The organism is Nonomuraea sp. 3N208, assembly GCF_052245935.1.
GTDB lineage: Bacteria > Actinomycetota > Actinomycetes > Streptosporangiales > Streptosporangiaceae > Nonomuraea.
The window spans coordinates 46,383-70,908 of sequence record NZ_JBQQBR010000050.1; the positions used below are offsets into that span (position 1 = coordinate 46,383).

Sequence of the window (24,526 nt, forward strand, 5' to 3'; positions counted from 1 at the left end):
GCGTGGCCAAAGGTGCCCGGCCCCTTGCCGACCGGGGCCGATCACGCTTAATCTGAGCGCATATCGATAGACACCGATAACTACGACTGCGTGAAGCGCTCGGCGAACGCGGCCCGGTTGGCGGATTCCGGCACCCGATCCCAGACCGCGAAGACCACTCGTTCGAACACCCCTGACAACGCACCCTCCGCGGCCAAGTGGGCGCGGAACGCCTCCGCCACCTCGCGCGGGTCGTTGCGGAACACCCCGCATCCCCACGCCCCGAGGACCAGTCGGCGGGCGCCGTGGTGGGCGGCGACGGCCAGCACCCGTTCGGCCCGCTCGTGCAGCACCCGCCGGATGCGGTCGCGCAGGCCGGGGTCGTGGCGCAGCGCCTGCCCCGCGTTGGGGGCGGCCGAGGTCAGGAACGAGACCGCGTACGGCTCACGCAGCAACCGGCCGTCGCCGCCCCGATGCACGGGCACGTCGGGGGACCAGATGACGCGGTGGCTGTAGAGCAGGTCGGGAGAGGCCCGGTGGGCGGCGTAGTAGTCCGGCGCCTGGAGGAGGCAGGGGTACAGAAGGCTGTGGCGGCACAGGTCCTCTTCCTGCGCCTTGGCGCCGTTGAGGTAGCCGCCACCGGGGGTGCGTGCCGACGCGAAGTTCAGCACGGCGATCCGCCCGGCGCCGGCGAGGTGGAGCCGGCGGGCGGCCTGGAGCGTGTCCTCGGCGCTGACCTCGAACGACGTCACCTGCCCCGGCACGGCAGGGGGCACGGCGACGGACATGTCGGCCGGATGGCTCACGGTGCCGGCGACGGCCGCCTCGAGCGCGGGGCCCACGCTGACGAGCGTGCCGTCGTCGGCGGTGTACCGGCCGTCGGCCACGATCTGTTCGTTGGCGGCGGCGATGCCGCGCAGTCTTCTGCTCACACGCCCGCATGCTAGATGGCGCGCGGCTCTTTGGGCGCCGGTGTGGGCGGCGACCTGCGGTAGCAGATCTCATGGACATGTGTCCGACAAGTACTGGACATGTGTCCGATACCTTCCTACAGTGTCCGGCATGGCTCTCACCGGAGTTCCCCCCGCGGCGTTCATGCGTACCGGAGACCTGGCCGACCCGCGGGCGCAGCGGACCCGCGCTTTATTGCTGGCCGAGTTCGAGCGCCAGCTCGCGCTCACTGGCCAGGTGCCGACCGTGGCCTCGCTCGTGCGCGAGGCCGGGGTGAGCCGCAGCGCCTTCTACTGCCACTTCACCTCCATCGAGGAGCTCGGCATCGCCGCGGTCCGAACCGCGCTGGACGAGCTGGGCGAGCGGGACACCGCGATGCGGCGCGCCAACGATCTGTCCGGCGCGAGCGTCACCCGGATGACGTACGGCGCCTTCTTCGCGCACATCGCCGGGCATCGGCACCTGTACGCGACGCTGGTGGCCGCGGCAGGCGACGGCTCGGCACGCGAGGAGCTGCGGGAAGCGCTGGTCCGCCAGACCCAGCAGTCGATCGAGGCGGTGCCAGGGCGCCCGGAAAGGCTCGACAGCCGGCGGGCCGCGGCGTTCGTCATCGGCGGCGTCCTGGCCGTGCTGTCGGAGTGGCTGCACGATCCCCAGCCGTGCGATCCCCATGAGCTCGCAGAAACGATCATGGCGCTGATGCCGCCGTGGCTCGTCGGCACCGACAACGCCCTGCCGGCGCTCCAGGTCGACATCGGCACGGAGTAACCCCCCACCCGCCGCTCCGCACAGGAGGAACCCCCCATGACGATGACGCTCGACCCGGAGATCGCAGCCGTCCTGATGGCGCAGGCCGAGGCGATGACCGGGATCACCCTGCCCGAACGGGGCGACGCCCTCGCCCTGCGGGCGATGATCGACGATACGCTGAAGATGTCGTTCGACGCCCTGCCGGACGCCCCCGACGTCACGATGACGCCGTACACCGCCACGGCCGGCGACGGCGCCGACGTCCCGATGCGCTGGTACACCCGGACCGGCTCGCGTACCGGCGCCGCCGTCGTCTACATCCACGGCGGCGGCATGATCTGCGGAACGCTGGACAACTACGACCGGCTGGTGCGCCACTACGTGCAGCTCGCCGGTGTGCCGTTCCTCGCGGTCGGCTACCGGCTGGCGCCGGAGTTCCCCGGCACCACCCCGGCCGAGGACTCCTTCGCCGGTGTCAGATGGATCTTCGAGCACGCGGAGGAGCTGGGAGTCGACCAGGCGCGCATCGCGTTGATGGGCGACAGCGGCGGGGGCGGCGTCGGCGCGGGCGCGGCCATCCTCGCCCGCGACAACGGGGTGCGGCTGGCCATGCAGATCCTGATCTACCCGATGCTGGACGACCGCAACACCAAGCCCGACGCAGTGCTTGCCCCCATGGCGGTGTGGACCTACGACAACAACTACACCGGCTGGAAGGCACTGCTGGGCGACGCCCTCGGCACGCCTTCTGTGTCCCCGGTGGCGGCGCCGGCCCGCTTGCGGGACTTCACCGGACTGGCGCCGGCCTACATCGAGGTCGGCGACCTGGACATCTTCCGCGACGAGAGCATCGCGTACGCCAGCCGACTGCTGGCCGCGGGCATCTCCTGCGAACTGCACGTCCACCCCGGGGCTCCGCACGCCCACGACTGGCTCAACCCGAACGCGACCATCAGCAGGCGCGTGGTCGCCGACCGGGTGCGCGTCATCACCGCCCTGTAGGGGAACCGCAAAGACCTCACCTTTCCCCGCCGACCCCGATGACCGTGCCGAAACCTATTTAGAACACACGACCTGATCATCGGCAACAAAACACACGCAGACTCACCTCCGACCAATCATGGAGGTGCGTGTTGGGGAACAGCAGACGCGAGTTCCTGTCCGCAGTGGGGTTGTCCGGCGGGGCAGGCGCGCTCTTCGCGACCATGGGGGCGCTCGGGCTCGCGCCGACCGCAGAGGCGTCCGCGAAGGGCGCCTTCGACCCACCGCAGTCATCCGACTTCTCGCTCACCGGACGGTCCGCGAAGAAGGTGGTGATCCTCGGCGCGGGAGTGGCCGGGCTGGCCACGGCGTACGAATTAGGCAAGGCGGGCTACGACTGCACGATCCTGGAGGCCCTCGACCGGGTCGGCGGGCGGAACTGGACCATCCGCGGCGGCGACCGATTGACCGAACTGAACGGCTCCACGCAGGTCGCGCGGTTCCGGGACGGCGTTTACCTCAACGCCGGACCGGCGCGGCTGGCGCAGTGGATGGTCACCATGGACTACTGCCGTGAGCTGGGCGTGGACCTGGAGGTCTTCACGAACTCCAACGCGCAGGCGTACATCTATCACCAGGGCATGCCGGCCCCCGTCCGCTGGCGCACCGCCAAGGCCGACGTCCACGGGTACGTCTCGGAGCTGCTGTCACGGGCGACCGACGCGGGGGCACTGGACGCCGCGCTGACCGCGGAGGACAAGGAACGGCTGATCGCGTTCCTGTCGAGCTTCGGAGCGGTGGGCAACAAGGCGAGCGGCTTCAAGTACACCGGGAGCTCGCGCCGCGGCTACAGCGTCGGCCCGGGCGCGGGCGAGCAGCCGGGCACGGTGCTCGGGCCGGTGCCGTCGCTGTCGGAGGTGCTGGCGAGCGGCATCGGGCAGCGGTTCGCGTTCGAGTTCGGCTACGACCAGGCGATGCTCATGTTCCAGCCGGTCGGCGGCATGGACCAGATCCCGCGGGCCTTCGCCGACAAGATCGGGCGCCAGCGGATCAAGCTGAGCTCCGCCGTAACCAAGATCACCGATCTGCCGGACGGCGTGGAGGTGGAGTACAAGGACCGGCACGGACGCACCCAGAAGATCAAGGCGGACATGTGCGTCGCGGCGATGCCCCCGCACGTTCTCGCCAAGACGGCGCACAACCTCGGCGCGGAGGTCCAGGCGGCGCTCGCGACACCCACCGTGGCGAGCTCGGGCAAGATCGGGCTGGAGTACCGCCGCCGCTGGTGGGAGGTCGACGAGGACATCTACGGCGGCATCACCAGCACCGACCTCGACCTCGCCACGATCTGGTACCCGTCCTCCGGGTACGGCTCGTCCCGCGGCCTGGTCGTCGGCTACTACAACTTCGGCGCGCAGGCCGACGCGTACGCGGCGCTCTCGCCTGCCGACAGGGAGCGGCGGGCGGTCGAGCAGGGGATGAAGATCCACGGCGCGAAGTACCGCGACGAGCTGGCGTCGTCGGTGTCCATCGCCTGGAAGCTCCAGCCGTACATCGAGGGCGCGTGGGTGGGCTGGCCGTCCAGGCAGGGCGCGTACCAGCTGCTCAACAAGCCCGCCGGTCACGTGTACTTCGCGGGCGACTGGCTGAGCTACATGATCGCCTGGCAGTCGGGTGCTCTGGAGTCGGCCCGCAAGGTCGTCACCGAGCTGCACCAGCGCGTCCTGAGCACCTCCTGAGAGGACCTCTCCATATGAAGATCCGCACCGCGGCCCTCGCCGCGGCCGCCGTCCTCGTCCTGGGCACGGGCACGGCCGCCGCCACCACCTGGTGGTCGCCCAAGCCCACCGAGGTCAGGCCCTTCCTCCCCGCGGGCAACACCAACCCGGCGATCGCCGACGGCGTGGCGCTCGGGAAGCTCGTCGCCACGTACACCGCCAGCGGGCTGGGCGCGGCGGCGGCCAACCCCGCGGCCCCGGCCGACTCCCCTGAGCGCTACGTCGACTTCCCGGGCGGTGTGCTGCCCCCCGGCGTCACGATCACCGAGGCGCAGGCACTCAACGTGCTCAAGCGCATCAAGGCCAACCTCACCGCGGCCGGCCTGGGCCTCGGCGACGTGGTCTCGATGCGTGCCTATCTGGAGAAGCCGCCGGGCGCGGCGGAGGCGGACTTCGCCGGCTGGAACCGCGCCTACCGCCAGTTCTTCGCCAACGTGGACCTGGCCACCGGCAACCCCGTCCCCGTCCCGCTGGGCACGGCGCCGCCCGCCCCGCCGATGGAGGCCAACGCCGCCCGCCCGGCCCGCGTGACGATCGAGATCGCGAACCTCCCCGTGGCGGGGTGGCTCGTCGAGGTGGAGGTCGTCGCCGCCTACAACCGCTGACCCAGCCGTCCCGGGACCCCGGTCCTGTCCTGGCAGGACCGGGACCCGCGCCTCATGCGCTCAGGACCGCCGGCCTGGTGGAGTGCTCGGCATGAACCGACAGCTCACCACCTTCGCCGTGGCGCTCCCCGCGCTGGTCCTGCCCACTGTTGCCCTGGCCGTTGCCCAGGGTGCGAACATCGCCCACCTTGACCAGGCCCCGTCCCCGCCCAAATCGCCCTCTTCGGTCAGGCGTTCCTCCCTGCCCTGGCCGCTCTGATCGCCACCCGCCGCCTCGACTGGGGCTTCCGCCGGGTCCCGCTGGACGTGCTGATCGGCCTGGTCCCCGGCGTCGTGCCCTTCCTGGTGCTGGCGCTCGGCGAGCAGCTCGGCTGGAGCTCCCTGCTGACCGTGCGCCTGGCCGAGACCCGCGGCCCCGACGCCACCGCGCTGATCGTCGGGCTTGCCTGGGCCGCGTTTCACTATCCGCTGATGCTGTTCGTGCCCGGCGCGGTCGAGCCCGGCGTGCCCGCCGCCTACGCCATGGCGATCTTCACCGTCGAGGCCGTGGCGCTGGCGTTCCCGCTGGTGTGGCTGCGGCTGCGGACCGGCAGCATCTGGCCGGTCCTGCTCTTCCACGCCACGCTGAACGCCTCCATCTACTTCGTCGCCCAGCCGATGACCGGCCCCGGCACGGCATCGGCATGGCTGCTGGGCGAGGGCGGCCTGCTCACCTCCGCGGCCACGGTGCTCGTCGTGCTCGCCACGGCGCGCCTGTGGCGGGTCAAGGACTTCAGGAGCCCGGCAGCGGAGCGTCCGGTTCCAACGGTTGCGGCGTGACCACCAGCTTGACCACCCCTTCGCTGTGCGGCACCGCCCGCCATACCAGCCAGTCCGAGCGCACGGCGTCGGCGGCGATGGGTACGTACGTGACGCGGAAGACTCCCTTCCTGCCGTCGTTGAAGGAGAAGATCGTGGTGCCGCCGGGGTCCGACTTCACCAGCTCATAGACGACCTGCAGGTCACGCTTGCGTACCTCGTCGAGCACCTCGCCGACGGTGCGATCCTCCAGCCGCACGCCCTCGAGCACCTCCCCCGGCATCGTAGCCGTGGCCGCCGCCAGGTAGACCTCGCCGGGCTCCGCCGGCCGACCGAGCTGGGCACGTACGTCGCCCTCGAAACCGACAGGAACCCGGAATGCCAGATGACATCCCGCCTCGCCGATCTTGCAACCGCTGGGTTCGAGGCCGCCCTCGAAGGTCCCCGCGGGCTTCGGTCCGGGCCGTGCCCGGACCAGATCACCGACGAAGCTGGGCGAGACGGGCACGAGCTGCAGGTCGACGTCCAGCCCGACGGCGCGGAAGGCCTTGGCGTATTCGGCGTGCTCGGCCAGCGGATCCTTGATCCTGGCCACCCACTGCCCGTTCTCCTGCCTGATGTCGATGGCCGAGCTGGCATAGGACGTGGCGCTTCCCCCGATCCCGGCCACGACGCTCGGGCCGACCACGGCGGCCGCTGCGAGCCCGGCCGTCACCACCACGCCGGCGACCAGCCGACGCCACCGATGAGGTCGCCGCGTCTTCGCCGGCTCGCCCGGCCGCCAGCCGATGGCCAGGGCGAGCTCATCGGGATCCCGCAGGGCGATCTGCGATCTCATCTTCTCCAGCAGTTCAGTCTCGTTCATCGAGCGCCTTCCGAACTTTGGCGCGGGCGCGGTTCAGCCGCGACCGCACGGTGCCCACAGGAATGTCCAGGACGTCAGCCACCTGCTGGTAGTTGAGGTCACCCCAGGCGATCAGCAGCAGGACGTCACGATCTCCTTGACGCAGCCCGGCCAGCGCGGCCGCCAGGTCCGAGGTTCCCGCGGCGGCGGTGACCTGTTCGGCGACCAGGTCGGCGTGGCCTTCCAGCACGGGGTCCACACCGGTGCGTGCCAGCGCGCGGTACATCCGCGACTCCGACCGGTGGTGGCGGCGCATCAGGTTCGTCGCGATGCGCCACAACCACGGCAAGGCGTCGCTCCGGGCCTGGTCGTAGCTCTCCCGCTTGCTGAACGCCACGTGGAACGTCTCCGCCACGATGTCGTCGGCGAGATCGCCGCCGAGCCGGCGGGCGGCGTAGCGGTGCAGGGGCGGGGCGTGTCTCCTGAACAGCTCACCGAAGTATTGGGGATCGTCGAAGGAGCGCGCGATTAACGTCGCGTCGTCACTCTCCGAACGCATCACATCAGGTAGGGGCATACATGTCCTTCTCACCGTGACCGGGTTACACCTACTACTAGCCCGGTACGGCACCCAGAGTTCACGCCCGCTGAACATCCTGGGGGCGGCCCGCGTATCTCCCCATGGATCGGCACCACAGTCCACTGGGACGAGGAGGCATGGTCGTGGCCGCGGCGACATGGCGTGGGCGAACAGCAGCCGCATTAGCGCTGGCCTCGGTCGTGCTGGCCGCGGCCCCTGGGACCGCCCTGGCCGATCCCTCGCCCGCCCAGGCGAGGGCCAAGCTGGTGAAGCTGAACGAGCAGGCCGACCAGCTGGTCGAGAAGTACAACCGGGCCACCGAGACCTACAAGACGGCCAAGAAGAAGTACGACGTGCTCAAGACCGAGCTCGCCGGCAAGGACGCCCGAGCCGACGCCCTGCGCCGGGACCTCGTCACCCTTGCCGTGAACGACTACAAGTTCGGCCCGTTCGGGAGCTGGGCGCCGTTGACCGCCCCGAGCAACCCCGAGGCGATCCTGGGCACGATGGCCTCGCTCGAGGAGATGGCGCGAGCGCGGGCGGCGAAGGCGGACGCCTACGAGGCGGCCATCAAGGAATTGCGCAACCGGCACGCCGAGGCCAAGACCGTCCTGGCCGCGGCCGAGGCCGCCCGCGACAAGGTCCGCGCGAAGAAGTCCAAGGTCGACAAGATGGTCACGGCGCAGACCAAGCTCATGCGCCGGCTGGGCCTCTTCAGGACCGGCAACCCCGACAGCCCCGGCATCCAGTACACCGGCCCGGCCTCCGGCAACGCCCGCTCGGCGCTCGAGTTCGCCTTCGCCCAGGTGGGCAAGCCGTACCGGTACGGCGGCACCGGGCCGGGCTCCTTCGACTGCTCCGGCCTCGTCCAGGCCGCCTGGCGCAACGCGGGTGTGTCCCTGCCGCGCACGACTTATGACCAATGGAGCTGGGGCGCCGACCGTCGTGTCCCGCTGGACAACGTGGAGCCCGGGGATCTGCTCTTCAGCAGAGGGCTCGGGCACATGGGCATGTACGCCGGCAACGGGAAGATGGTCCACGCGCCCCAGACCGGGGACGTCGTCAAGGTCGTCGACCTCGACGACTACTGGCGTACCCGCCTGCTCGGCGCCGTGCGCCCCTGACGCCCGCCGGGTGAACGGCGCTCAGTCCTCACCGACCACGGTCAGGTCGTCGCCCAGCGCGGCGGCGATCTCCGCGGCCCGGGAGTGATCGTCCAGTCGTCGTGTCAGGTAGGCGCAACCATGGTGGTGCTTGCGCGACCACCAGGCGGCCGAGCCGCCGATCCCGCCCTTGGCGATCTTGCCATGGTCGCGGACGAAACCCAGTGTCCAGGTGATCCTGGTGCCGAAGACCTCGTCGAAGTCCGTGACCTGCGGGGCGAGCAGTTCGGCGTGCAACCGTGGACCGAGCAACGCGCGCAGGGGACCGTCCTCGCCGGTCAGATGGGAGAAGAACGCCGCCATGGCGGTCGCGGTCGTGTGCAGGTTGACCGCGCCGAACACCGCCTGCCGCCAGGCCCTGGAGTTGGTCCGGTCGGTGCCCAAGGCCCCGGCGGGGATCTGCAGCCACGGCGCCGCGTGCAGGAGGCGCGGCCACTCCGGGTCGGCGTACTCCAGGTCGGCGACGCGGTCCAGCGCGTGATCCGGCACCGCGAACCAGGCGTCCAGGCTCAGCGCGGGTCGTACCACGTCGTTGAACATCTCCCCCAGCGTCGTGCCGGCGCTCGCGCGCAGGATGCCGTCGACCAGATGGCCGTAAGTCAGCGCGTGCTCGCCGAGCGACGTTCCTGGAACGTACTCCGGCGCCGCCCGCGCCAGGGTTTCCCGCAGCCCGGCGTCGTCCAGCAGGTCCAGGTCCGCGGCCTCGGCGGGGAAACGCGGCTGGCCGGCCCGGTGCGTGAGCACCTGGCGCAACGTGGTCTGTTCCTTGCCCCGCACCCCGTATGCGGGCCAGTGCCGGGCGATCGGCTCGTCCAGGTCCAGCGCGCCGTCACGCACCGCGACCAGGGCGGCGAGCGTCACGAACGCTTTCGACAGCGAGTACGGCATGACGAGCGTGTCGGCCTGCCACGGGCGGGTCCGCGCGGCGTCGGCCCATCCCCCGCTCAACCGGACGACTTCGCGGCCGTCCCGCCAGACGGACAGACCCGCCCCCGTCTCCCGGCCGTCGTCCACCAGCTTCTCGAAGACCTGGCGCACCGCGTCATACCCGTCCGCGACGAACCCTTCGACGTGCGCGTGCCGGGGAGCCGGCCTCGCGGGTCTCTCGAATGCTTCGCTCACTTCGCACACCTCCCGGAGTGGTGGTCACCTTTTCCGACGACTATACCCCCATGGGGTATTCTCGACAATGGCATCTTCGGGTGGGCGACGGAGAACGGCGGCGATCCCGAGGTTCCAGATGACCGGCTTGACCTGGAGTGCGCTCCAGCAGACAGGGTGGACCTCATGCGCAAAGCCATGAGAACTCGTGCCATCGGAAGCCACAACGTCGGCGTCATCGGGCTCGGGGCCATGCCCATGTCGGTGGCCGGGCACATGCCGGACGAGGCCCAGTCGATCCGTACCATTCTCGCGGCCCTGGACGCCGGCGTGACCTTGATCGACACTGCTGATGCCTACACACCGTCGCACACCGACGTCGGCCACAACGAGCGCCTGGTCGCGCGGGCCCTGTCCCTGTGGGGCGGCGATGCCGGCACCGTGCTGGTCGCGACCAAGGGCGGGCACACCCGCGTGCCGGACGGCTGGGACATTGACGGCCGCCCGTCGTACCTCAAGGAGGCCTGCGACCGTTCGCTGAAGGCGCTCGGCGTCGACAGCATCGGCCTCTACCAGCACCATCGGCCCGACCCGCGGGTGCCGTACGAGGAGACGATGGGCGCGCTGAAGGACCTGCACGACGCCGGCAAGATCCAGATGGCGGGCATCTCGAACGCCAACCCGGAGCAGATCAGGCTCGCCCACGAGATCCTCGGCGACCGCCTGGTGAGCGTCCAGAACGAGTACTCGCCGCGGTTCCGCTCCAGCGAACCCGAGATCGACGTCTGCGCCGAGCTCGGCCTGGCCTTCCTGCCGTGGTCGCCGCTGGGGGGCATCAGCCGTACCGGGGAGCTGGGCCGGCACAACGCCGCCTTCAACGAGATCGCCGAGGAACGCGGCGTGTCTCCCCAGCAGGTCTGCCTCGCCTGGGAGCTGGCCCGCAGCCCGGTGATCATCCCGATCCCCGGCGCCAGCCGCCCGGAGACGATCCTCGACTCCGCCCACGCCGCCACACTCGAGCTCACCAAGGAAGAACTCTCTGTCCTCGGCTGAGCAAAAGCCCATATTTTACGCGTTGCCGTGGCCGGCCGATCGCCACCGGGCGAAGCGCAAGATCCCGGCGCCGGTGAAGTAGGCGATCAAGGTCGTGGCGGGCCAACCGTGCGCGTCCGGGCCCGTCAGCGCGACCCCGAGGAGGCCCGCCAGAACCCCGCCCAGGCCGAGGACCGCAAGCACGCCCGCCACCGCGCCGGCCGCGGCTCCCGGTGCGGGGCGGGGGCCGGCGCGCCGCTCGACGGGCCCGAACACCAGCACCAGCACGCCGAGGATCAGCGTCAGCACGGCCAGCCAGGGCAGTCGCATCAGCAGCCACGCGGGCGACCCGGGCGGGAACACCAGCACGCCCGTCCGGTGCAACGCCAGCGCGCCGAGCACGGCAGCCGTCATGTGCCACAGGAACAGCGTCATGATGACCGAGTTGACCGCCACGACCACCGTCCATGGCCGCGGCCGCCGCAACCACCGGGCGGCCGGAGCACGGAGCGACAGGGCGAGCCCGGTCTGCGTCGCCGCCAGCGCCAGCAACGCGAGCGTGGGAGGCGAGGTGTTCTGGATCTCCTCCCCCGCCAGCCCCACCATGCTGATCGGGTAGGGCCCTGCCACGGTCAGCAGCACCAGCACGACCAGCCCGGCGAACGCCATCGGCACTCCGACGCCCGGCCGTGCGGGCAGCCGCCCGTCCTGCCAGGCGAAGCCCAGCTGATGAATGGCCAGCCAGGCCAGGAGGAAGTTTCCCTCAGCCGCGACGGGCGTCTCCAGCCCCAGCCGGGCGGCGTCCCCGACGCCGACCAGAACCGTCAGCACGATGGGCCCGGCCAGGCCGTACCGGCGGTGGAGGGCGTGTGTCAGCGGGGTGAGGACGACCACGGCCAGGTAGGCGACCAGGAACCACAGCGGGATTCCGGCCGCCCACACCGCGGTGCCGACGAGTCCGGGATCGGCCCCCAGTGCCCGCGCCGCCAGGGCCGAGCCTGTCAGCACGGCGAGCACGACGGTGGTGGGCCGTACGAGCCGGTCGGTACGGCGCAGCACCCAGCCGGCCGCGTCGCCACCGCGGTCGCGGTGGGCGGTCAGCGAGACGGCGTTGGCGTACCCGCCGACCAGGAAGAAGACGGGCATGACCTGGAACAGCCAGGTCAGGGGACGTGTCCATGGCACGATCTCCAGCACGCTGCCGGCCCGGACGTCCCCACCGGGGGCCGCCTGCACGTGCACCGCCAGCCAGTGCCCGGCGACGACGGCCGTGATGGCTATCGCGCGGAGCAGATCGACAAGCCGCTCACGCTCCGGCGGGGTCCCCTCCGCCAGCCGCCGCATTTCCTGAAGCACCCGCATCGACCACGCCTCGCCTGCGGCGTCAGCCGGTCAGCCCTGGATCCCGGCCATGGACTCCAGCCGCCGGACCCGATCGGCGATGGGCGGGTGCGTGGAGAACAGCCGCCCGAGGCCACCGCCGCGGAACGGGTTGGCGATCATGAGGTGGGAGGTCGACTCCAGCCGCGCGTTCTGAGGGAGCGGCACCTGCCGCGTACCGGCGTCGATCTTCCGCAGTGCGGCGGCCAGCCCCAGCGGGTCCTGCGTCAACCGGGCGCCCGATTCGTCCGCCTGGTACTCCCGTGCCCGCGAGATGGCCAACTGGATCATCGCGGCGGCCATCGGCCCCAGGATCATCAGCACCAACGCCCCGAACACCCCCGGCCCGTTGTTGCGGCCGCCGCCGCCGAAGAACCCCACCATGTACGCCAGGTAGGTGATCATCGTGGCCAGCGCGCCCGCCACGGACGAGATGAGGATGTCGCGGTTGTACACGTGGGACAGCTCATGCCCGATGACCGCGCGCAGCTCACGCTCGTTCAGCAGCTGGGTGATGCCATAGGTCACGCAGACCGCCGCGTGCTGCGGATTGCGGCCCGTGGCGAACGCGTTGGGCTGCAGGATCGGCGACATGTACAGCCGGGGCATCGGCTCGCCCGCCCGCTCCGACAGCTCGCGGACCACCCTATGCAGATCGGGCCAGTCGGACGGGCCGAGCTGCTGCGCGCGCATCGAGGACAGCGCGATCTTGTCCGAGAAGAAGTAGGCGACGGCGTTGCTCACGAGGGCGACCAGGACGGCGATCTGAACCCCGCGCCCGCCGCCGAGCCACCACCCCACCAGAATGATCAAGGCGGACAGAGCACCGAGCAGGACAGCGGTACGCAGGCCGTTGTGGTGCATGACAGCCTCCTTTCCCCTGCTCACCCCCTACCCCTTCGGGGCTCGCGGATGCCGGGCGCAGGCCCGAGACCGCGTGTGACGGCTCGGGCCCATGCCGTCTACCGCCCGGCCGGGACGATCCGATAGTCGCCGCCTGGGCGGGTGCGGAAGGTCACGGTGTCACCGTCGGCGGTGTACGCGACCGGCCGCCCGCGGTCCGTCGTGACCCGGACCCCGCCGCGGAACGCGTCACTGCGCAGCTTGACCGTGCCGCCATCGCCGGCCGTCAGCCGTGCCTCGGACAACCGCCCCGACGTCCACGCCAGGCCCACGGTGTGGGCGCCGCGGGCACGCAGCCCGCTCACGCGGCCGTCCGCCCACGCGGCAGGCAGTGCCGGCAGCAGGTCGATCACCCCGAGGTGGCTCTGCAGCAACATCTCCGTCATGCCGGAGGTGGCGCCGAAGTTGCCGTCGATCTGGAACGGCGGGTGCGTGTCCCACAGGTTGGCCAGTGTGCTGGTCTGCAGCTGGTCGCTCAGCAGCTTGTGCGCGCGGTCGCCGTCGAGCAGCCGCGCCCAGAAGTTGATCTTCCAGGCTTTGCTCCAGCCGGTGCCCGCGTCGGTGCGGGCGTTGAGTGAGACCTTGGCCGCCTCGGCGAGCTCCGGCGTCGTGCGCGGCGAGACCTGCCGTCCCGGGTGCACCGAGAACAGGTGGGAGACGTGCCGGTGGGTCTCCGCCGGGTCGTCGATGTCCTCCTTCCACTCCTGCAGCTGCCCCCACCGGCCGACTCGCAGGCCCGGGTCGAGCTTGGCCAGCACGTCACCGGCGGCGGCCGCCTGCTTCCGGTCGCCGACCAGCTCCGCGGCCTCCCGCAGGTCCGTGAACAGGTGCCAGAGGATCTGCTGCGACATCGCGGCCCCCGCCCCCGCCGTGGTGGGCCCGATCTCGGGAGATCGGCTCGGGATGGCGACGAGCCTGCCGTCCCTGGGGTCGGTCTGCAGGAAGTCGTGCCAGAACTCCGCGGTCTCCTTCATGACCGGGTACGCGGTCCGCTTCAGGAACTGCTTGTCCAGCGTGAACCGGTAGTGGTCGTAGAGCTGCAGCGACAACCAAGCGCCCGACTCGGGGAAGAAGTAGGCGGGATGGTCCCAGGCGCCGGTGTGGCCGAAGATGTTCGAGGCGTGGTGGGCGACCCAACCGTCCGCCCCGAACATCTGCTTTGCGGTGACCCGGCCGGGTTCGCGCAGCCCGTCCACGTAGGCGTGCAGGGGTTCGGCCAGCTCGGCCAGGTTGGTCATCTCGGCCGGCCAGTAGTTCATCTGCAGGTTGATGTTGAGGTGGTAGTCGGACTGCCACGGCGGGGCCTCGAGGACGTTCCAGACGCCCTGGAGGTTCGCCGGCAACGACCCCGGCCGGGAGGAGGCGATGAGCAGGTAGCGGCCGTACTGGTAGAAGAGCTGCTCCAGCGCCCGGTCGGCGGCCGGGGCCGTGCCGTACCGGGCGAGCAGGTCGTCGGTCGGCACGGCGGGCAGGCTTCCGCCCAGGTCCAGCCGTACCCGGTCGAACAGGGCGGCGTGGTCGGCCCGGTGCGCGGACAGCAGCTTGGCGTAGCCGCCGGCCGCGGCGGCGTCGACCCGCGCCGTGAGCTTGGCGTGCGGGTCCTCGCCCTTGTACGTGGGGTAGTCGGGGGCGTAGTCGGTGCCCGTGCCGAGGATGAGGACCACGGAGTCCGCGCCGGTCACGGTGACGGTCCCGTCGGAGTTGTCGGTCCTGGTCCCGCCCTGGTTGAGGACCTGGAGCTGGGCCTCGTACGCCATCGCGTTGCTGCTCAGCGCACCCTTGACGGTGATCCGGCCCTCGGTGGCCGCGGCGGTCGCCGAGCGGTTGGCGGGCACGGCGATCCTGGCGGTGAACGTCACGCCCCCGGGGCGGTCGGCCGCGACCCTGGCCACAACGACTCCGGCGGGCGCTGAGGCGAAGTACTCACGGGTGTGGCGCACGCCGCCGGCTGTGAACGACACGCCCGCCACGCCGCGCGAGATGTCCAGCTCCCTGCGGTAGTCCGCCACCTGCGCCGGCAGCCCGGGGAAGGCGAGGCGCACGTCGCCGAAGCTCTGGTAGGCGCCGAACCTGCGATGGCGCGGCGTGTCGGACTTATGTCCCAGCGCGGCCAGCACATCGTTGGGCGAGATGCCGCCTTCCTTCCAGATCCGCTCCCTGATGGCTTCCAGCGCGCCGGGCCGAGGGGCGTCCCAGTTGCCGTAGTTGTAGTCGGAGACGCCCGGGCCGCCGGTCCACAGGGTCTTGTCGTTGAACTGCAGCCGCTCGGCCTGCACGCCGCCGAACACGGTGGCGCCCATCGCGCCGTTCCCGATCGGCAGCGAGCGCGTCTCCCAGCCTTCGTTCGAGTCGGGGGCCGGTTCGTCGTACCACAGCGTGTACGGCTGCGCCGCGTGCCCGGCCTGCGCCTGCGTGGCCGGGACCACGGTGAGCGCCGCGCCGAGAGCCAGCGCGATCGGCCCTGCCAGTAACCGTTTCTTCATGAGGGTGTGCACCTATACGTCGGATGTGTGCGGAGGATTAGGTCGGAGGTCTATCGGTCACAGGTCGTGATCCGGGCGTGCCAGCGGCAGGCGATCGCCGCGTACCCGCCCTCGGCGGGCACCGCCACGCTCAGCCGGTCGCGCGGCCCGTCGATCACGTGGCTCTCCCGCACCAGGCCACTGGGGCCGTCGCGGACGACCTCGACCAGCCACCGGCCGTGCAGCATGCTCAGCGGCACGTCGAGCGTCCGAGCCGCGCCCGACACGCCCGCGCCCACGAACCACCGATCGCCGCTGCGCCGGGCCAGCACCACATGGTCGGCCGGACGGCCGGACAGCAGCCGCGTCTCGTCCCAGGCGGTGGGCACCTGCTCGAGGAACCGTTCGGCCTCGGGCCTGGCCTGGTAGGACTCGACGGTGCCGGCCAGGTTCTGCAGACCGGACTCGTACGTCACCGCCAGCCCCAGCTCGTGCGCGTCGGACGTGGGCCGGCTCGGCCGGTGGAAGGCCATCGGCGTGTAGTCCATGGAGCCGATCACGTTCCTGGTGAAGGGCAGGGTGGTCACGTGCGCGGTGGTGAGCGTGCGTTTCTCGCCGCCGTGCACGCCTTCCATGGTCATCACGTGCGGCCAGGTGCGGTGGATGCCCTTGGGGACGGTCGAGCCGTGGAAGTTGACCAGCAGGCGGTTCGCGGCCAGCGCTGGAGGATCTCGTCGTACCAGCGCTGGCACTCCTGCGACTCGGCGTCCGTCAACTGCACCTCGCCTGGGGGGAGAGGGCTTGCTCTCGCGACGTCCGGCTGGCTGCCGGACGACCGTAGCGTGCGGGCGGTTGACTGCGCCCCGGGCGGCATGCCGCGCCCGTGATGGGGTGATGGCCGATAGCGGGTCGGGAGCCGTTTCCCGGTCGCCCGGTGCCTTCGACCCCGTTCATCACTGGACGTAACCATAGCATCACCCATCGACGCTCTATATGCCGTTCCACTGGTAGGGGAGGAAGTACCAGCCCGCGTCCACCGCCACATACGGCCAGCCGCGCCGCGAGGCGTAGTCGACGTACCCCTTCTGGATCTCCAGGCTCTGCCCGGCCTCCCTGCCGCCCGCGAGCCAGGTCCAGAGCACCTGGCCGGGCCGGATCCAGGAGGCATCGCGCACCCGCGAGTCAGGGGCGAGGTCGTCCACCAGTGTCGACTCGGTCACCGTGGCCAGGTCCCCGATGACCAGCACCCGCCACGGGGTCTCCCCCGGGGCCTGGACCTGCTGGTCCCACAGTCCCAGCCGGTACGTGCCGGTGTCTTCCTCGTGGGTCAGCCGCGGCCCGGAGTAGCCTCCGTCCAGGGCGGACTCGGTGATCAGGAGGTGGCCGCCGCCGGTCTCGAACAGGGCGGGCACCATGAAGTCGGCCGCGGGCGCCGACAGCGCCGTGTACTGGACGAACGGGTTCTCGTAGTCGCGGCGGTGCCGGGCCAGCCAGGCGGCGGCGTCCTGGCGGAGGGTGAACGCGGACGTCTCGCGCAGGACGGGCCCGTGGTCGTCCGGCCACCGGTACCGGTAGGCGACGCCGTCCCTGGCGGCCCTGACGATCAGGTCGAGCCGGGCGCCGGCGGCGTTGGCGAAGGCGAACGTCGCCTCGCGCATGAGCGCCGACCGCTTGAGCCGCTTGCCGACCGTGGTGGTGTAGTGCTCGGCCACCACGCGGTCGCGGCGGTGCAGGAAACGCAGCCCCTGGGACAGATCGGCCCGCTCGGTGACGAGGCCGACCGGGCTGGGCTCCAGGACCCGGACGCCGCCGCGCTCCGCGGTCAGAGTGAGTGCGCCCGCCTCCGGGTCGAGCGCGAGCTCTGCCGCCGGGCCGCCAGGGAAACCGGAGATCCTCCAACTCTGTTCGGCGGCCCGGGCGGGAGAGGCGGGGAGGAGGCAGAGGGACAGGAGAAGTGCGGCGCACAGACGTAACGGCGTGGCGGTCGGCATGAGGGCTCCTGCTTGCCGGATACATCGGACCTGTTTCCGGATCGTAAACCTTCTATTTCGTTATGGCCATAAGGAGATCCGATCTTTTCACCTGAGAGGAGCCGCAGACTAGCAAACGACAATCATTTTCATTACGATGACGGCGGCTAGGCGGCCTGGACCGGACCAAGGAAATATGGTTAGCCTAACCTAACTTGATCACTCCACGGCGAAGGGTGCCGCATGTCCTCGTCCAGTTCGGTGTTGGCTCCCGCCCGTGCCACCCTCATCGGGTGCGGCATCCTGACCGGCGTCAGCGCGCTCGCCGGGATGGCGCCGTTGATCGCCGTGGTGGAGATCAGCCGGAGGCTGTTACACGGGGACACGGATGTGGGGCCGATCATCGTGGTCGCGCTCGTCGCCCTGGCCGTCAAGCAGCTCGGAACGTTCGGCGCAGGAGTGCTGACGCATCTGGCGGACATCCGGGTGTCGTTCCGAATCCGCAGGGACCTCCTCGGCAAGTTGCGCAGGCTTCCCCTGGGCTGGTTCACCGACCGTAACTCCGGCACCGTGAAGAAGACGGTCGAGGACGACGTCGCGGCGCTCCACCAGCTCATCGCCCATTCCGTCGTGGAGATCACGGCCGCTGCGGTCCCGCCGGTGGTGGCGGTCGTGTACCTGGTCGCCGTGGACTGGCGGATGGCGCTGATCAGCCTGCTCCCGCTGTTGGTCGGACTGGTCGTGTACCAGCGGGCGATGGCAGGCGCGGGGACCAAATACCCGGAGTTCATGACGTGGCTGACCCGGCTGAGCGGCGCCGCGGTGGAGTTCGTCAACGGCATCGGGGTCGTCAAGGCGTTCGGCACCCCGGGCGTGGCGAGCCGCCGCTTCCAGGAGGTGTCGCGGAGCTTCGCGACCTTCTTCCTGGACTGGGCGAAGTCGACGAGCGTCGCCTCCGTCATCGCGGAGATCCTCTTGTCGCCGCCGAGCGTGCTGGTCGTCGTGGCGGGCGCCGGCGGCGTGCTCACCGCCGCGGGGCAGTTGCCGTTGCCGAGCTTCATCGCGTTCCTCGTGTTCGGGACCGTCACCACGGCGGGCTTCATGACGGTCGTGATGTCGATCCATCCGCTGGTCACGGCGCTGAGCGTGGCCCGCGGCATCCGCGAGGTGCTCTCCACGCCCGAGCTTCCCGTTCCGGCGGATCCGGTCGTCCCCGACGCGGACGCTCCAGGCCCGGTGGTCCGGATACGCGCGGTCCGGTACGCCTACGGCGACACGGTCGCGCTGGACGGCGTCGACCTCGAGCTGGAGCGCGGCACGGTCACCGCGCTCGTCGGCCCGTCCGGGTCCGGCAAGTCCACCCTGGCGAAGCTGCTGCCCCGCTTCGACGACCCGCAGCACGGCTCGGTGGAGCTGCACGGTGTCGACCTGCGTCGCATCGATCCCGCCGAGCTGTATCGCCACGTGGCCTTCGTGTTCCAGGACTCCGCGCTGCTGAGCATGAGCATCAGGGACAACATCCGCCTCGCGCGCCCGGACGCCGACGACACGGCCGTCCGCGCGGCGGCAGAGAAGGCCCAGATCCTGGACCGGCTCGACGAGCTCCCGCGCGGGCTCGACTCCGTGGCCGGCGAGGACGCGGAGTTGTCGGGAGGCGAGCGGCAGCGGGTGTGCATCGCCCGGGCCATCCTCGCCGACCGGCCCGTGCTCGTCCTCGATGAGGCCACCGCGAGCGCCGACCCGGAGAACGAGGCACGCGTCCAGGACGCGCTCAGCGAGATCGCGCGGGACCGTACCGTCCTGGTCATCGCGCACCGGCTGAGCACCGTCAGGGGTGTGGACCGGATCGTCGTGCTCGACGGCGGCCACGTGGTCGAGCAGGGACGGCACGAAGAGCTCCTGGCCCGCGACGGGCTCTACGCGCGGCTGTGGGAGCACGATCAGCGTGCCCGCGAGCACACGGTGGAGGCCAGCTCATGATCACCATGATCCGTTACCTGTTCGAACTGCTCGACGAGCGCGGCCGCCGCCATCTGCGCATCATGCTCGCGGCCCAGGCCGGCCAGGGGGTGCTGCAGGGGGCCGGGTTCCTCCTGGTCGTCCCGCTGGTCGCGACCCTCACGAGCCCGCCCGTCGACTGGGGCGCGCTCTGGCTCTGGCTGGGGGCGATCGCCGCCGCGGTCGCCGCGCATCACGTGCTGCTGGCCTGGAGCACATCGCTCGGGTACGTGGTCGGCACGGACGTGCTCACAAGCTTCCACGAGCGGATCGGGAACCACCTGGCCACGCTGCCGATCGGCTGGTTCGGCGGCGACCGCACCGGGCCGATCGGGCGGATGCTCGGCAAGGGCACCATGGACGTCGCCAACATCCCCGCGCACCTGCTGCGGCACGTCATGGTCGGGCTGACCACGCCGGCCACCATGATCGTCGGCAGCTTCCTGCTCGACTGGAGGATCGGGGTCGCCTTCGCCGCCGGGACGGCGCTGTGCGCGCTGTCGCTGCGGCTGCTCATGGTGATCGTGCGCCGCAACGACGACGACTACGAGCACGACATCGGCGCGACCGCGTCCCGCATCGTCGAGTACGCCCGCCAGCAGCCGACGCTGCGTGCCTACGGCGTGCTGGACCGGCCGGAGCTCGGCACCCTCGAAGAGTCGCTGGTCCGCCAGGAGGGATCCCAGTCGCGGCTCACGATGCGCGGCGCGTGGGGCATGATCGCGTTCTTCGGCACCCTGCAACTGGTCGTCACGGCCGTCATCGCGCTCACGGTAGCCCTGACGCTGGACGGCACGATCGCCCTCGCCGTCATGGTCGGCGTGCTGGTCGTCACGCTGCGCATGCTCGATCCGCTCTCGCAGCTCGGCGAGCTGGCCGGGACCGTGCAGATCAACGCCGACGCCATCGGCCGCGTACGGAAGCTGCTCGCGGTGCCGCCGCTGCCCGAGCCGGACCGGCCCGCCGAACCGGCCGGCGCCGGCATCGAGCTGCGCGGGGTGCGCTTCGGCTACGACGGCGGCCCTGCCGTCATCGACGGGATCGACGCGGAGATCCCGGCCGGCAGCTTCACCGCCGTCGTCGGCCCGTCCGGCTCGGGCAAGAGCACCCTGCTGAAGCTCATCAGCCGGTTCTTCGACGTCGATGAGGGCTCGGTCCGCATCGGCGGCCACGACGTCCGCGAGCTCGGCAGCGCCGGGGTCTCGCGGCTGACGGCGCAGGTGTTCCAGGACGTCTATCTGTTCGAGGGCACGATCGCCGACAACCTGCGCATGGCCGCCCCGGACGCGAGCGACGAGGACCTCGACCGGGTGGCCCGCGTCGCCCGGCTCGACGAGGTCGTCGAACGCCTCCCCGACGGCTGGCACACCCGCGTCGGCGAGGCCGGATCCACCCTGTCAGGCGGGGAGAAGCAGCGGGTCTCGATCGCCCGCGCCCTGCTCAAGGACGCCCCCGTCGTGCTGTTCGACGAGGCCACCGCCGCCCTGGACCCGGCGAACGAGGCCGCCGTGGCCGACGCCATCCACGAGCTCGCGCGCGAGCGCACCGTCATCGTCGTCGCCCACCGCCTGTCCACGGTCGTCGCCGCCGACCGCATCCTCGTCCTCGACCGCGGCCGGATCACCGAGCGGGGCGACCACGACACCCTGCTCGCGGCGGGCGGCACGTACGCGCGCTTCTGGAACGAGCGAGTCCGCGCCCGCGGCTGGCAACTGCGCTGAAAGGAACACCATGACCACGACCGCCGAGCGCCGCATCGACCTGCGCATGAGCCCCAAGGACCTGATCACCGTCGGCGTCTTCGGCGCCCTCTACCTCGTCATCGTGTTCGGGATCAACATGCTCGGGTTCATCAACCCGGCCGTCATGCTCGCCGCACTCGCCGCGAGCATCGTCGCCGGCGGGATCCCGTTCACGCTGTTCCTCACCCGGGTGCGCCACGCGGGCATGATCACGGTCTTCGCGATCGTCACCTCCGGGATCCTCATGCTCAGCGGGCATCCGCCGATCAGCTTCGCGATCACGATCGTGTGCGCGCTCATCGCCGAGGCGATCATCTTGGCGGGGAACTACCGCTCCCGCCGCCTGAGCGTGCTCGCGTACGCCGTCTACTCGGCCTGGTACGTCGGCCCCATGATGCCGATCTTCTACGCCCGCGACGACTACTTCACCAGCCCGGCGATGCAGATGATGGGGGCCGACTACGTCAGCCAGATGCAGGCGCTGCTCTCCCCCGCGGTGCTGCTCGCCTTCGACGTCTCCACGGTCGTCTTCGGCCTGCTCGGCGGGCTGCTCGGCCTGCGGCTGACCCGCAAGCACTTCGAGAAGGCAGGACTGGCGTGACCGCGACCCCGGAACCGGCCGGCGCCGGGGCCACCGGCGTGCCCCGTGCCCGCCGGGCGGTCCGGCTGGACCCGCGGACGAAAGCGCTGCTCGTGCTCGCGACGAGCGTGGTCGTCATGGCGCCCGGCGGCGAGGTGTTCATCCCGGCGGCCCTCGCCCTCGGGGTGCTGCTCGCGCTCGGCGAAGGGGCGTGGGCGCAGGCGCTGGTCCTGCCGCTCGCCGCCGCCGCCATCGCGGCCGTCGCCTACCTGTTGCCGATGGCGCTGCCGTATCCGGCCGTCGGCGTCGTCGCCGCGGTGGCCGCGTACGTGCTCCGCTTCGTCGCCGTCGGGGGAATCGGCCTGCACCTGGTGCGTAGCACTCCGCCTACCGAGTTCACCGCCGCGCTGCGGGCCGCCCGCATCCCCCGCGCCATCACGGTCTCCGCGGCCGTGATGCTCAGGTTCGTCCCCACGATCATCGCCGAGGCCCGCGCCGTGCGCGACGCCATGCGGCTGCGGGGGATCGGCGGATGGAGCGGCATGCTCCGGCACCCGGTGCTGAGCATCGAGCGCTTCACCGTTCCGCTCATCGCCTCCAGCCTGCGTGTCGCCGAGGACCTCTCGGCCGCGGCCCTGCTGCGCGGGCTCGGCTCCACCACCCGCCCCACCGCCATGCGCCCGCCGCGCCTCGGGGTCGCGGACCTCGCCGCCGTGCTGGTCGCGGCGGCGCTGGCCACGGCCACGGTGCTGCGGTGATCCGGGTCAAAGGCGTGCGCTGGACGTACGCCGGCGCGGACGCCCCCACCCTCGACGATCTCACTCTGCACGTGCGGCACGGGGAGACGGTCGTGCTGTGCGGGCCCAGCGGATCGGGCAAGAGCACGGCGCTGCGGCTCATGAACGGCCTCATCCCCCACTTCCACGACGGCGAGCTCGAAGGCGCCGTGCACGTCGACGGGCAGGCCGTCGCGGATCTGGCGCTCGATCGGCTCGGCCGCCGTACCGGCACCGTGCTCCAGCATCCCCGCCGCCAGTTCTTCACCGACAGGACCGAGACCGAGCTGGCCTTCGCGCTCGAGAACTTCGGCGAGCCGCCCGAGCACATCCGCGAACGCGTCACCACCGCCACCGCCGAGCACGAGCTGGGCGGCTTCACCGGCCTGTCGCTGCAGGAGCTGTCCGGTGGCCAGCAGCAACAGGTCGCCTGCGCCGCCGCGGCCGCCCATCGCCCGCCACTGCTGCTGTTCGACGAGCCCACGTCCAACCTGTCGGCGGCCGCGATCGAACGCTTCACCGCCACGCTCGCCCGGCTGCGTGCCGGCGGGGCGACCATCGTCATCGCCGAGCACCGGCTGCACTTCCTGCGCGGCCTCGCCGACCGGGTCATCGCGATGCGCGACGGCCGCGTCGACGCGGAATGGACAGGCGCGGAGTTCGGCGCCCTCGACGACGACACGCTCCGTGCCGAAGGGCTCCGCAGCCTCGCCCCGCCCCAGCGCCCCAGCCTCCCGCGGCCCCACGCGCGAGGGCCGAGCATCGCCCCCGGCGTCGGGTCGTCCGCCGTCCCGCCCGCGAGCGGGCTGGCCTTGCGTGGCATCCGCTGCGCCTTCCGGGGCCGCCGGGTGCTCGACATCGAGGAGGCGTACCTGCCTGCCGGGGCCATCACCGCGATCACCGGTCCGAACGGCGCAGGCAAGACCACCCTGGCCCGGATCCTGACCGGCCTGCAACGCCACGAAGGAGAGGTGCTCCTCGACGGCCGCCGGCTCGGCCGGACGCGGCGGCAGCGCGCGAGCGCGATCGTCATGCAGGACGTGCAGCGGCAGCTGTTCACCGACAGCGTCGACGCCGAACTCCGGCTGGCCGCTTCCCAGCCGGAGGAGCGCTCGGGTGCACTCCTGCGCGACCTCGACCTCGAGCCCGTCAAAGACCGCCACCCGCTGTCCCTGTCCGGCGGCCAGCAGCAACGCCTCGTGGTCGCCGCGGCCCGGCTCAGCGGCCGCCGCATCGTGGTGTTCGACGAGCCCAGCTCCGGCGTCGACCGCCGCCACCTCCACTCCATCACGCAGGTCATGCGGGATCTCGCGGCCGACGGCGCCGTCGTGCTCGTCATCAGCCACGACGAGGAACTCCTCGCCCTCGCCGCCGATCGGGAACTGCGGCTACGTCCGCACTGACGGCGGCAGGGCGCGGGAGATGGCGCGGGCGCTGGTGCGCACCAGGTGGGCGAGCGCCTGAGTCGAGGCGATGCCGTGGTGGACGACCAGAGACACGGCGGCGACGACGTCGCCCTCAGAATCGTGGATCGGGGCCGCGACCGACAGCGCGTCCATGGTGACCTGGCGGTCGCTGATGGCGTAGCCGCGGGCGCGGGTGTCGGCGAGCGCGGCACGCACCTGGCGCGGGTCCGTCATGGTGCGTTCCGTGTAGCGCTGGATCGGGCAGGACAGGACGAGTTCCTGCACGTCGGAGGGTGCGTACGCGAGCAGGACCAGGCCGACGCCGGTGGCCGTGAGCGCGAAACGGCCGCCCACCCTCGTGAGCACCGGCACCGCGCCGCTGCCCGCGATCCGCTCGACGAACACGACCTCGTTGCCTTCGCGTACCGCCAGCTGCACGTTCTCGCGGGTCACCTGCGACAGGTCCTCCAGGTACGGCAGCGCCGCCTCGCGCAGGCCGAGGCCGCGCGGGGCGAGCGAGCCGATCTCCCACAGCCGCAGGCCGATGTGGAAACAGCCGGCCGGGTCCCGTTCCAGCGCGCCCCAGGCCACGAGCTCCGCCACCAGCCGGTGAGCGGTGGAGACCGGCAGCCCCGAGTGCCGGGACAGGTCGCTGAGCGTCAGCGAGCGCCGGTCGGGGGTGAACGCGCCGAGGATCTGCAGGGCACGCGCCACGACCGGCCCGGTCCGGGCGACGGCTGACGGCAT

At 71.3% G+C, this 24,526-nt stretch carries 23 protein-coding genes; 13 read left to right on the top strand and 10 right to left on the bottom strand.

Translation table 11 applies throughout. The features are described 5' to 3' along the window. Positions 1-80 precede the first annotated feature (80 nt). Complete coding sequence (locus ACTWPT_RS49355; protein ID WP_443184494.1) at positions 81-911, bottom strand: TIGR02452 family protein; 831 nt, start codon at positions 909-911, stop codon at positions 81-83. 130 nt (positions 912-1,041) lie between these two features. Here ACTWPT_RS49355 and ACTWPT_RS49360 point away from each other — a divergent pair, with 130 nt between their 5' ends. The 6 genes from ACTWPT_RS49360 (at position 1,042) to ACTWPT_RS49385 (ending at position 5,863) form a co-directional block, all read left to right on the top strand. After that, positions 1,042-1,698: a TetR/AcrR family transcriptional regulator gene (locus tag ACTWPT_RS49360; RefSeq protein WP_443184495.1), complete on the top strand. Its 657-nt coding sequence runs from the start codon at positions 1,042-1,044 to the stop codon at positions 1,696-1,698. 36 nt (positions 1,699-1,734) lie between these two features. Next, complete coding sequence (locus ACTWPT_RS49365; RefSeq protein WP_443184496.1) at positions 1,735-2,682, top strand: alpha/beta hydrolase; 948 nt, start codon at positions 1,735-1,737, stop codon at positions 2,680-2,682. 131 nt (positions 2,683-2,813) lie between these two features. Further along, the gene (locus tag ACTWPT_RS49370; protein ID WP_443184497.1) at positions 2,814-4,400 is read left to right on the top strand and encodes a flavin monoamine oxidase family protein; all 1,587 of its coding nucleotides are present in this window, start codon (positions 2,814-2,816) and stop codon (positions 4,398-4,400) included. Between the two features lie 14 nt (positions 4,401-4,414). Next, positions 4,415-5,044, top strand: a complete 630-nt coding sequence (locus tag ACTWPT_RS49375; RefSeq protein ID WP_443184498.1) for a Rid family hydrolase — start codon at positions 4,415-4,417, stop codon at positions 5,042-5,044. Positions 5,045-5,135: 91 nt separating this feature from the next. After that, positions 5,136-5,303, top strand: a complete 168-nt coding sequence (locus tag ACTWPT_RS49380; RefSeq protein WP_443184499.1) for a hypothetical protein — start codon at positions 5,136-5,138, stop codon at positions 5,301-5,303. 47 nt (positions 5,304-5,350) lie between these two features. Continuing rightward, entirely contained in the window at positions 5,351-5,863 is a 513-nt protein-coding gene (locus tag ACTWPT_RS49385; protein ID WP_443184500.1) for a CPBP family intramembrane glutamic endopeptidase, read from the top strand. Here the strand turns inward: ACTWPT_RS49385 and ACTWPT_RS49390 are convergent. Then, on the bottom strand, positions 5,817-6,707 hold the full coding sequence (locus ACTWPT_RS49390; protein ID WP_443184501.1) for a hypothetical protein: 891 nt from the start codon (positions 6,705-6,707) through the stop codon (positions 5,817-5,819). The genes ACTWPT_RS49385 and ACTWPT_RS49390 overlap by 47 nt on opposite strands. Next, entirely contained in the window at positions 6,694-7,245 is a 552-nt protein-coding gene (locus ACTWPT_RS49395; RefSeq protein WP_443184502.1) for an RNA polymerase sigma factor, read from the bottom strand. Before ACTWPT_RS49395 ends, ACTWPT_RS49390 begins: the two co-directional genes overlap by 14 nt. Before the next feature lie 164 nt (positions 7,246-7,409). On the opposite strand from ACTWPT_RS49395, the gene ACTWPT_RS49400 reads away from it, so the two are divergent. Next, positions 7,410-8,390, top strand: coding sequence for a C40 family peptidase (locus ACTWPT_RS49400; RefSeq protein WP_443184503.1), 981 nt, complete (start codon positions 7,410-7,412; stop codon positions 8,388-8,390). Positions 8,391-8,411: 21 nt separating this feature from the next. On the opposite strand, the gene ACTWPT_RS49405 is transcribed toward ACTWPT_RS49400, so the two are convergent. Then, the gene (locus ACTWPT_RS49405; protein WP_443184504.1) at positions 8,412-9,551 is read right to left on the bottom strand and encodes a serine hydrolase domain-containing protein; all 1,140 of its coding nucleotides are present in this window, start codon (positions 9,549-9,551) and stop codon (positions 8,412-8,414) included. 165 nt (positions 9,552-9,716) lie between these two features. Between ACTWPT_RS49405 and ACTWPT_RS49410 the strand changes: the two genes are divergently transcribed. Continuing rightward, positions 9,717-10,583: an aldo/keto reductase gene (locus ACTWPT_RS49410; RefSeq protein WP_443184505.1), complete on the top strand. Its 867-nt coding sequence runs from the start codon at positions 9,717-9,719 to the stop codon at positions 10,581-10,583. A gap of 15 nt (positions 10,584-10,598) precedes the next feature. On the opposite strand, the gene ACTWPT_RS49415 is transcribed toward ACTWPT_RS49410, so the two are convergent. The 5 genes from ACTWPT_RS49415 to ACTWPT_RS49435 all read right to left on the bottom strand — a co-directional run bounded on the left by ACTWPT_RS49415 (position 10,599) and on the right by ACTWPT_RS49435 (position 17,298). After that, a complete protein-coding gene (locus ACTWPT_RS49415; RefSeq protein WP_443184506.1) occupies positions 10,599-11,924 on the bottom strand; it encodes an acyltransferase family protein in 1,326 nt (441 codons plus the stop codon). Between the two features lie 30 nt (positions 11,925-11,954). After that, the gene (gene htpX, locus ACTWPT_RS49420; RefSeq protein WP_443184507.1) at positions 11,955-12,806 is read right to left on the bottom strand and encodes a zinc metalloprotease HtpX; all 852 of its coding nucleotides are present in this window, start codon (positions 12,804-12,806) and stop codon (positions 11,955-11,957) included. A 98-nt stretch (positions 12,807-12,904) separates the two neighbouring features. Beyond that, positions 12,905-15,328: a glycoside hydrolase family 95 protein gene (locus ACTWPT_RS49425; protein ID WP_443184508.1), complete on the bottom strand. Its 2,424-nt coding sequence runs from the start codon at positions 15,326-15,328 to the stop codon at positions 12,905-12,907. 50 nt (positions 15,329-15,378) lie between these two features. Next, positions 15,379-16,059: a glycoside hydrolase family 97 catalytic domain-containing protein gene (locus ACTWPT_RS49430; RefSeq protein ID WP_443184509.1), complete on the bottom strand. Its 681-nt coding sequence runs from the start codon at positions 16,057-16,059 to the stop codon at positions 15,379-15,381. 237 nt (positions 16,060-16,296) lie between these two features. Then, positions 16,297-17,298, bottom strand: a complete 1,002-nt coding sequence (locus ACTWPT_RS49435; RefSeq protein WP_443184510.1) for a glycoside hydrolase family 97 N-terminal domain-containing protein — start codon at positions 17,296-17,298, stop codon at positions 16,297-16,299. Between the two features lie 222 nt (positions 17,299-17,520). Between ACTWPT_RS49435 and ACTWPT_RS49440 the strand changes: the two genes are divergently transcribed. From ACTWPT_RS49440 to ACTWPT_RS49460, 5 genes are read left to right on the top strand one after another with little or no spacing between them, the layout of a single operon-like run. Next, on the top strand, positions 17,521-19,257 hold the full coding sequence (locus tag ACTWPT_RS49440) for an ABC transporter ATP-binding protein (protein WP_443184511.1): 1,737 nt from the start codon (positions 17,521-17,523) through the stop codon (positions 19,255-19,257). Next, positions 19,254-20,996, top strand: a complete 1,743-nt coding sequence (locus tag ACTWPT_RS49445; RefSeq protein ID WP_443184512.1) for an ABC transporter ATP-binding protein — start codon at positions 19,254-19,256, stop codon at positions 20,994-20,996. The genes ACTWPT_RS49440 and ACTWPT_RS49445 overlap by 4 nt, the downstream gene beginning before the upstream one ends. A 10-nt stretch (positions 20,997-21,006) precedes the next feature. Continuing rightward, a complete protein-coding gene (locus ACTWPT_RS49450) occupies positions 21,007-21,618 on the top strand; it encodes an MptD family putative ECF transporter S component (protein WP_443184513.1) in 612 nt (203 codons plus the stop codon). After that, positions 21,615-22,355, top strand: a complete 741-nt coding sequence (locus ACTWPT_RS49455) for an energy-coupling factor transporter transmembrane component T (protein WP_443184514.1) — start codon at positions 21,615-21,617, stop codon at positions 22,353-22,355. The genes ACTWPT_RS49450 and ACTWPT_RS49455 overlap by 4 nt, the downstream gene beginning before the upstream one ends. Next, a complete protein-coding gene (locus tag ACTWPT_RS49460; protein WP_443184515.1) occupies positions 22,352-23,776 on the top strand; it encodes an ABC transporter ATP-binding protein in 1,425 nt (474 codons plus the stop codon). Before ACTWPT_RS49455 ends, ACTWPT_RS49460 begins: the two co-directional genes overlap by 4 nt. On the opposite strand, the gene ACTWPT_RS49465 is transcribed toward ACTWPT_RS49460, so the two are convergent. Continuing rightward, a complete protein-coding gene (locus ACTWPT_RS49465) occupies positions 23,762-24,526 on the bottom strand; it encodes an IclR family transcriptional regulator (protein ID WP_443184516.1) in 765 nt (254 codons plus the stop codon). The genes ACTWPT_RS49460 and ACTWPT_RS49465 overlap by 15 nt on opposite strands.

Excerpts from the sequence above, each read along its gene's own strand:
- ACTWPT_RS49390 (WP_443184501.1), bottom strand. The coding sequence starts at position 6,707 with ATGAACGAGACTGAACTGCTGGAGAAGATGAGATCGCAGATCGCCCTG.
- ACTWPT_RS49440 (WP_443184511.1), top strand. The coding sequence starts at position 17,521 with ATGTCCTCGTCCAGTTCGGTGTTGGCTCCCGCCCGTGCCACCCTCATC.
- ACTWPT_RS49380 (WP_443184499.1), top strand. The coding sequence starts at position 5,136 with ATGAACCGACAGCTCACCACCTTCGCCGTGGCGCTCCCCGCGCTGGTC.
- ACTWPT_RS49425 (WP_443184508.1), bottom strand. The coding sequence starts at position 15,328 with ATGAAGAAACGGTTACTGGCAGGGCCGATCGCGCTGGCTCTCGGCGCG.
- ACTWPT_RS49435 (WP_443184510.1), bottom strand. The coding sequence starts at position 17,298 with ATGCCGACCGCCACGCCGTTACGTCTGTGCGCCGCACTTCTCCTGTCC.
- ACTWPT_RS49410 (WP_443184505.1), top strand. The coding sequence starts at position 9,717 with ATGCGCAAAGCCATGAGAACTCGTGCCATCGGAAGCCACAACGTCGGC.
- ACTWPT_RS49395 (WP_443184502.1), bottom strand. The coding sequence starts at position 7,245 with ATGCGTTCGGAGAGTGACGACGCGACGTTAATCGCGCGCTCCTTCGAC.
- ACTWPT_RS49445 (WP_443184512.1), top strand. The coding sequence starts at position 19,254 with ATGATCACCATGATCCGTTACCTGTTCGAACTGCTCGACGAGCGCGGC.
- ACTWPT_RS49450 (WP_443184513.1), top strand. The coding sequence starts at position 21,007 with ATGACCACGACCGCCGAGCGCCGCATCGACCTGCGCATGAGCCCCAAG.
- ACTWPT_RS49365 (WP_443184496.1), top strand. The coding sequence starts at position 1,735 with ATGACGATGACGCTCGACCCGGAGATCGCAGCCGTCCTGATGGCGCAG.
- htpX (WP_443184507.1), bottom strand. The coding sequence starts at position 12,806 with ATGCACCACAACGGCCTGCGTACCGCTGTCCTGCTCGGTGCTCTGTCC.
- ACTWPT_RS49415 (WP_443184506.1), bottom strand. The coding sequence starts at position 11,924 with ATGCGGGTGCTTCAGGAAATGCGGCGGCTGGCGGAGGGGACCCCGCCG.
- ACTWPT_RS49360 (WP_443184495.1), top strand. The coding sequence starts at position 1,042 with ATGGCTCTCACCGGAGTTCCCCCCGCGGCGTTCATGCGTACCGGAGAC.
- ACTWPT_RS49375 (WP_443184498.1), top strand. The coding sequence starts at position 4,415 with ATGAAGATCCGCACCGCGGCCCTCGCCGCGGCCGCCGTCCTCGTCCTG.
- ACTWPT_RS49465 (WP_443184516.1), bottom strand. The coding sequence starts at position 24,526 with ATGCCGTCAGCCGTCGCCCGGACCGGGCCGGTCGTGGCGCGTGCCCTG.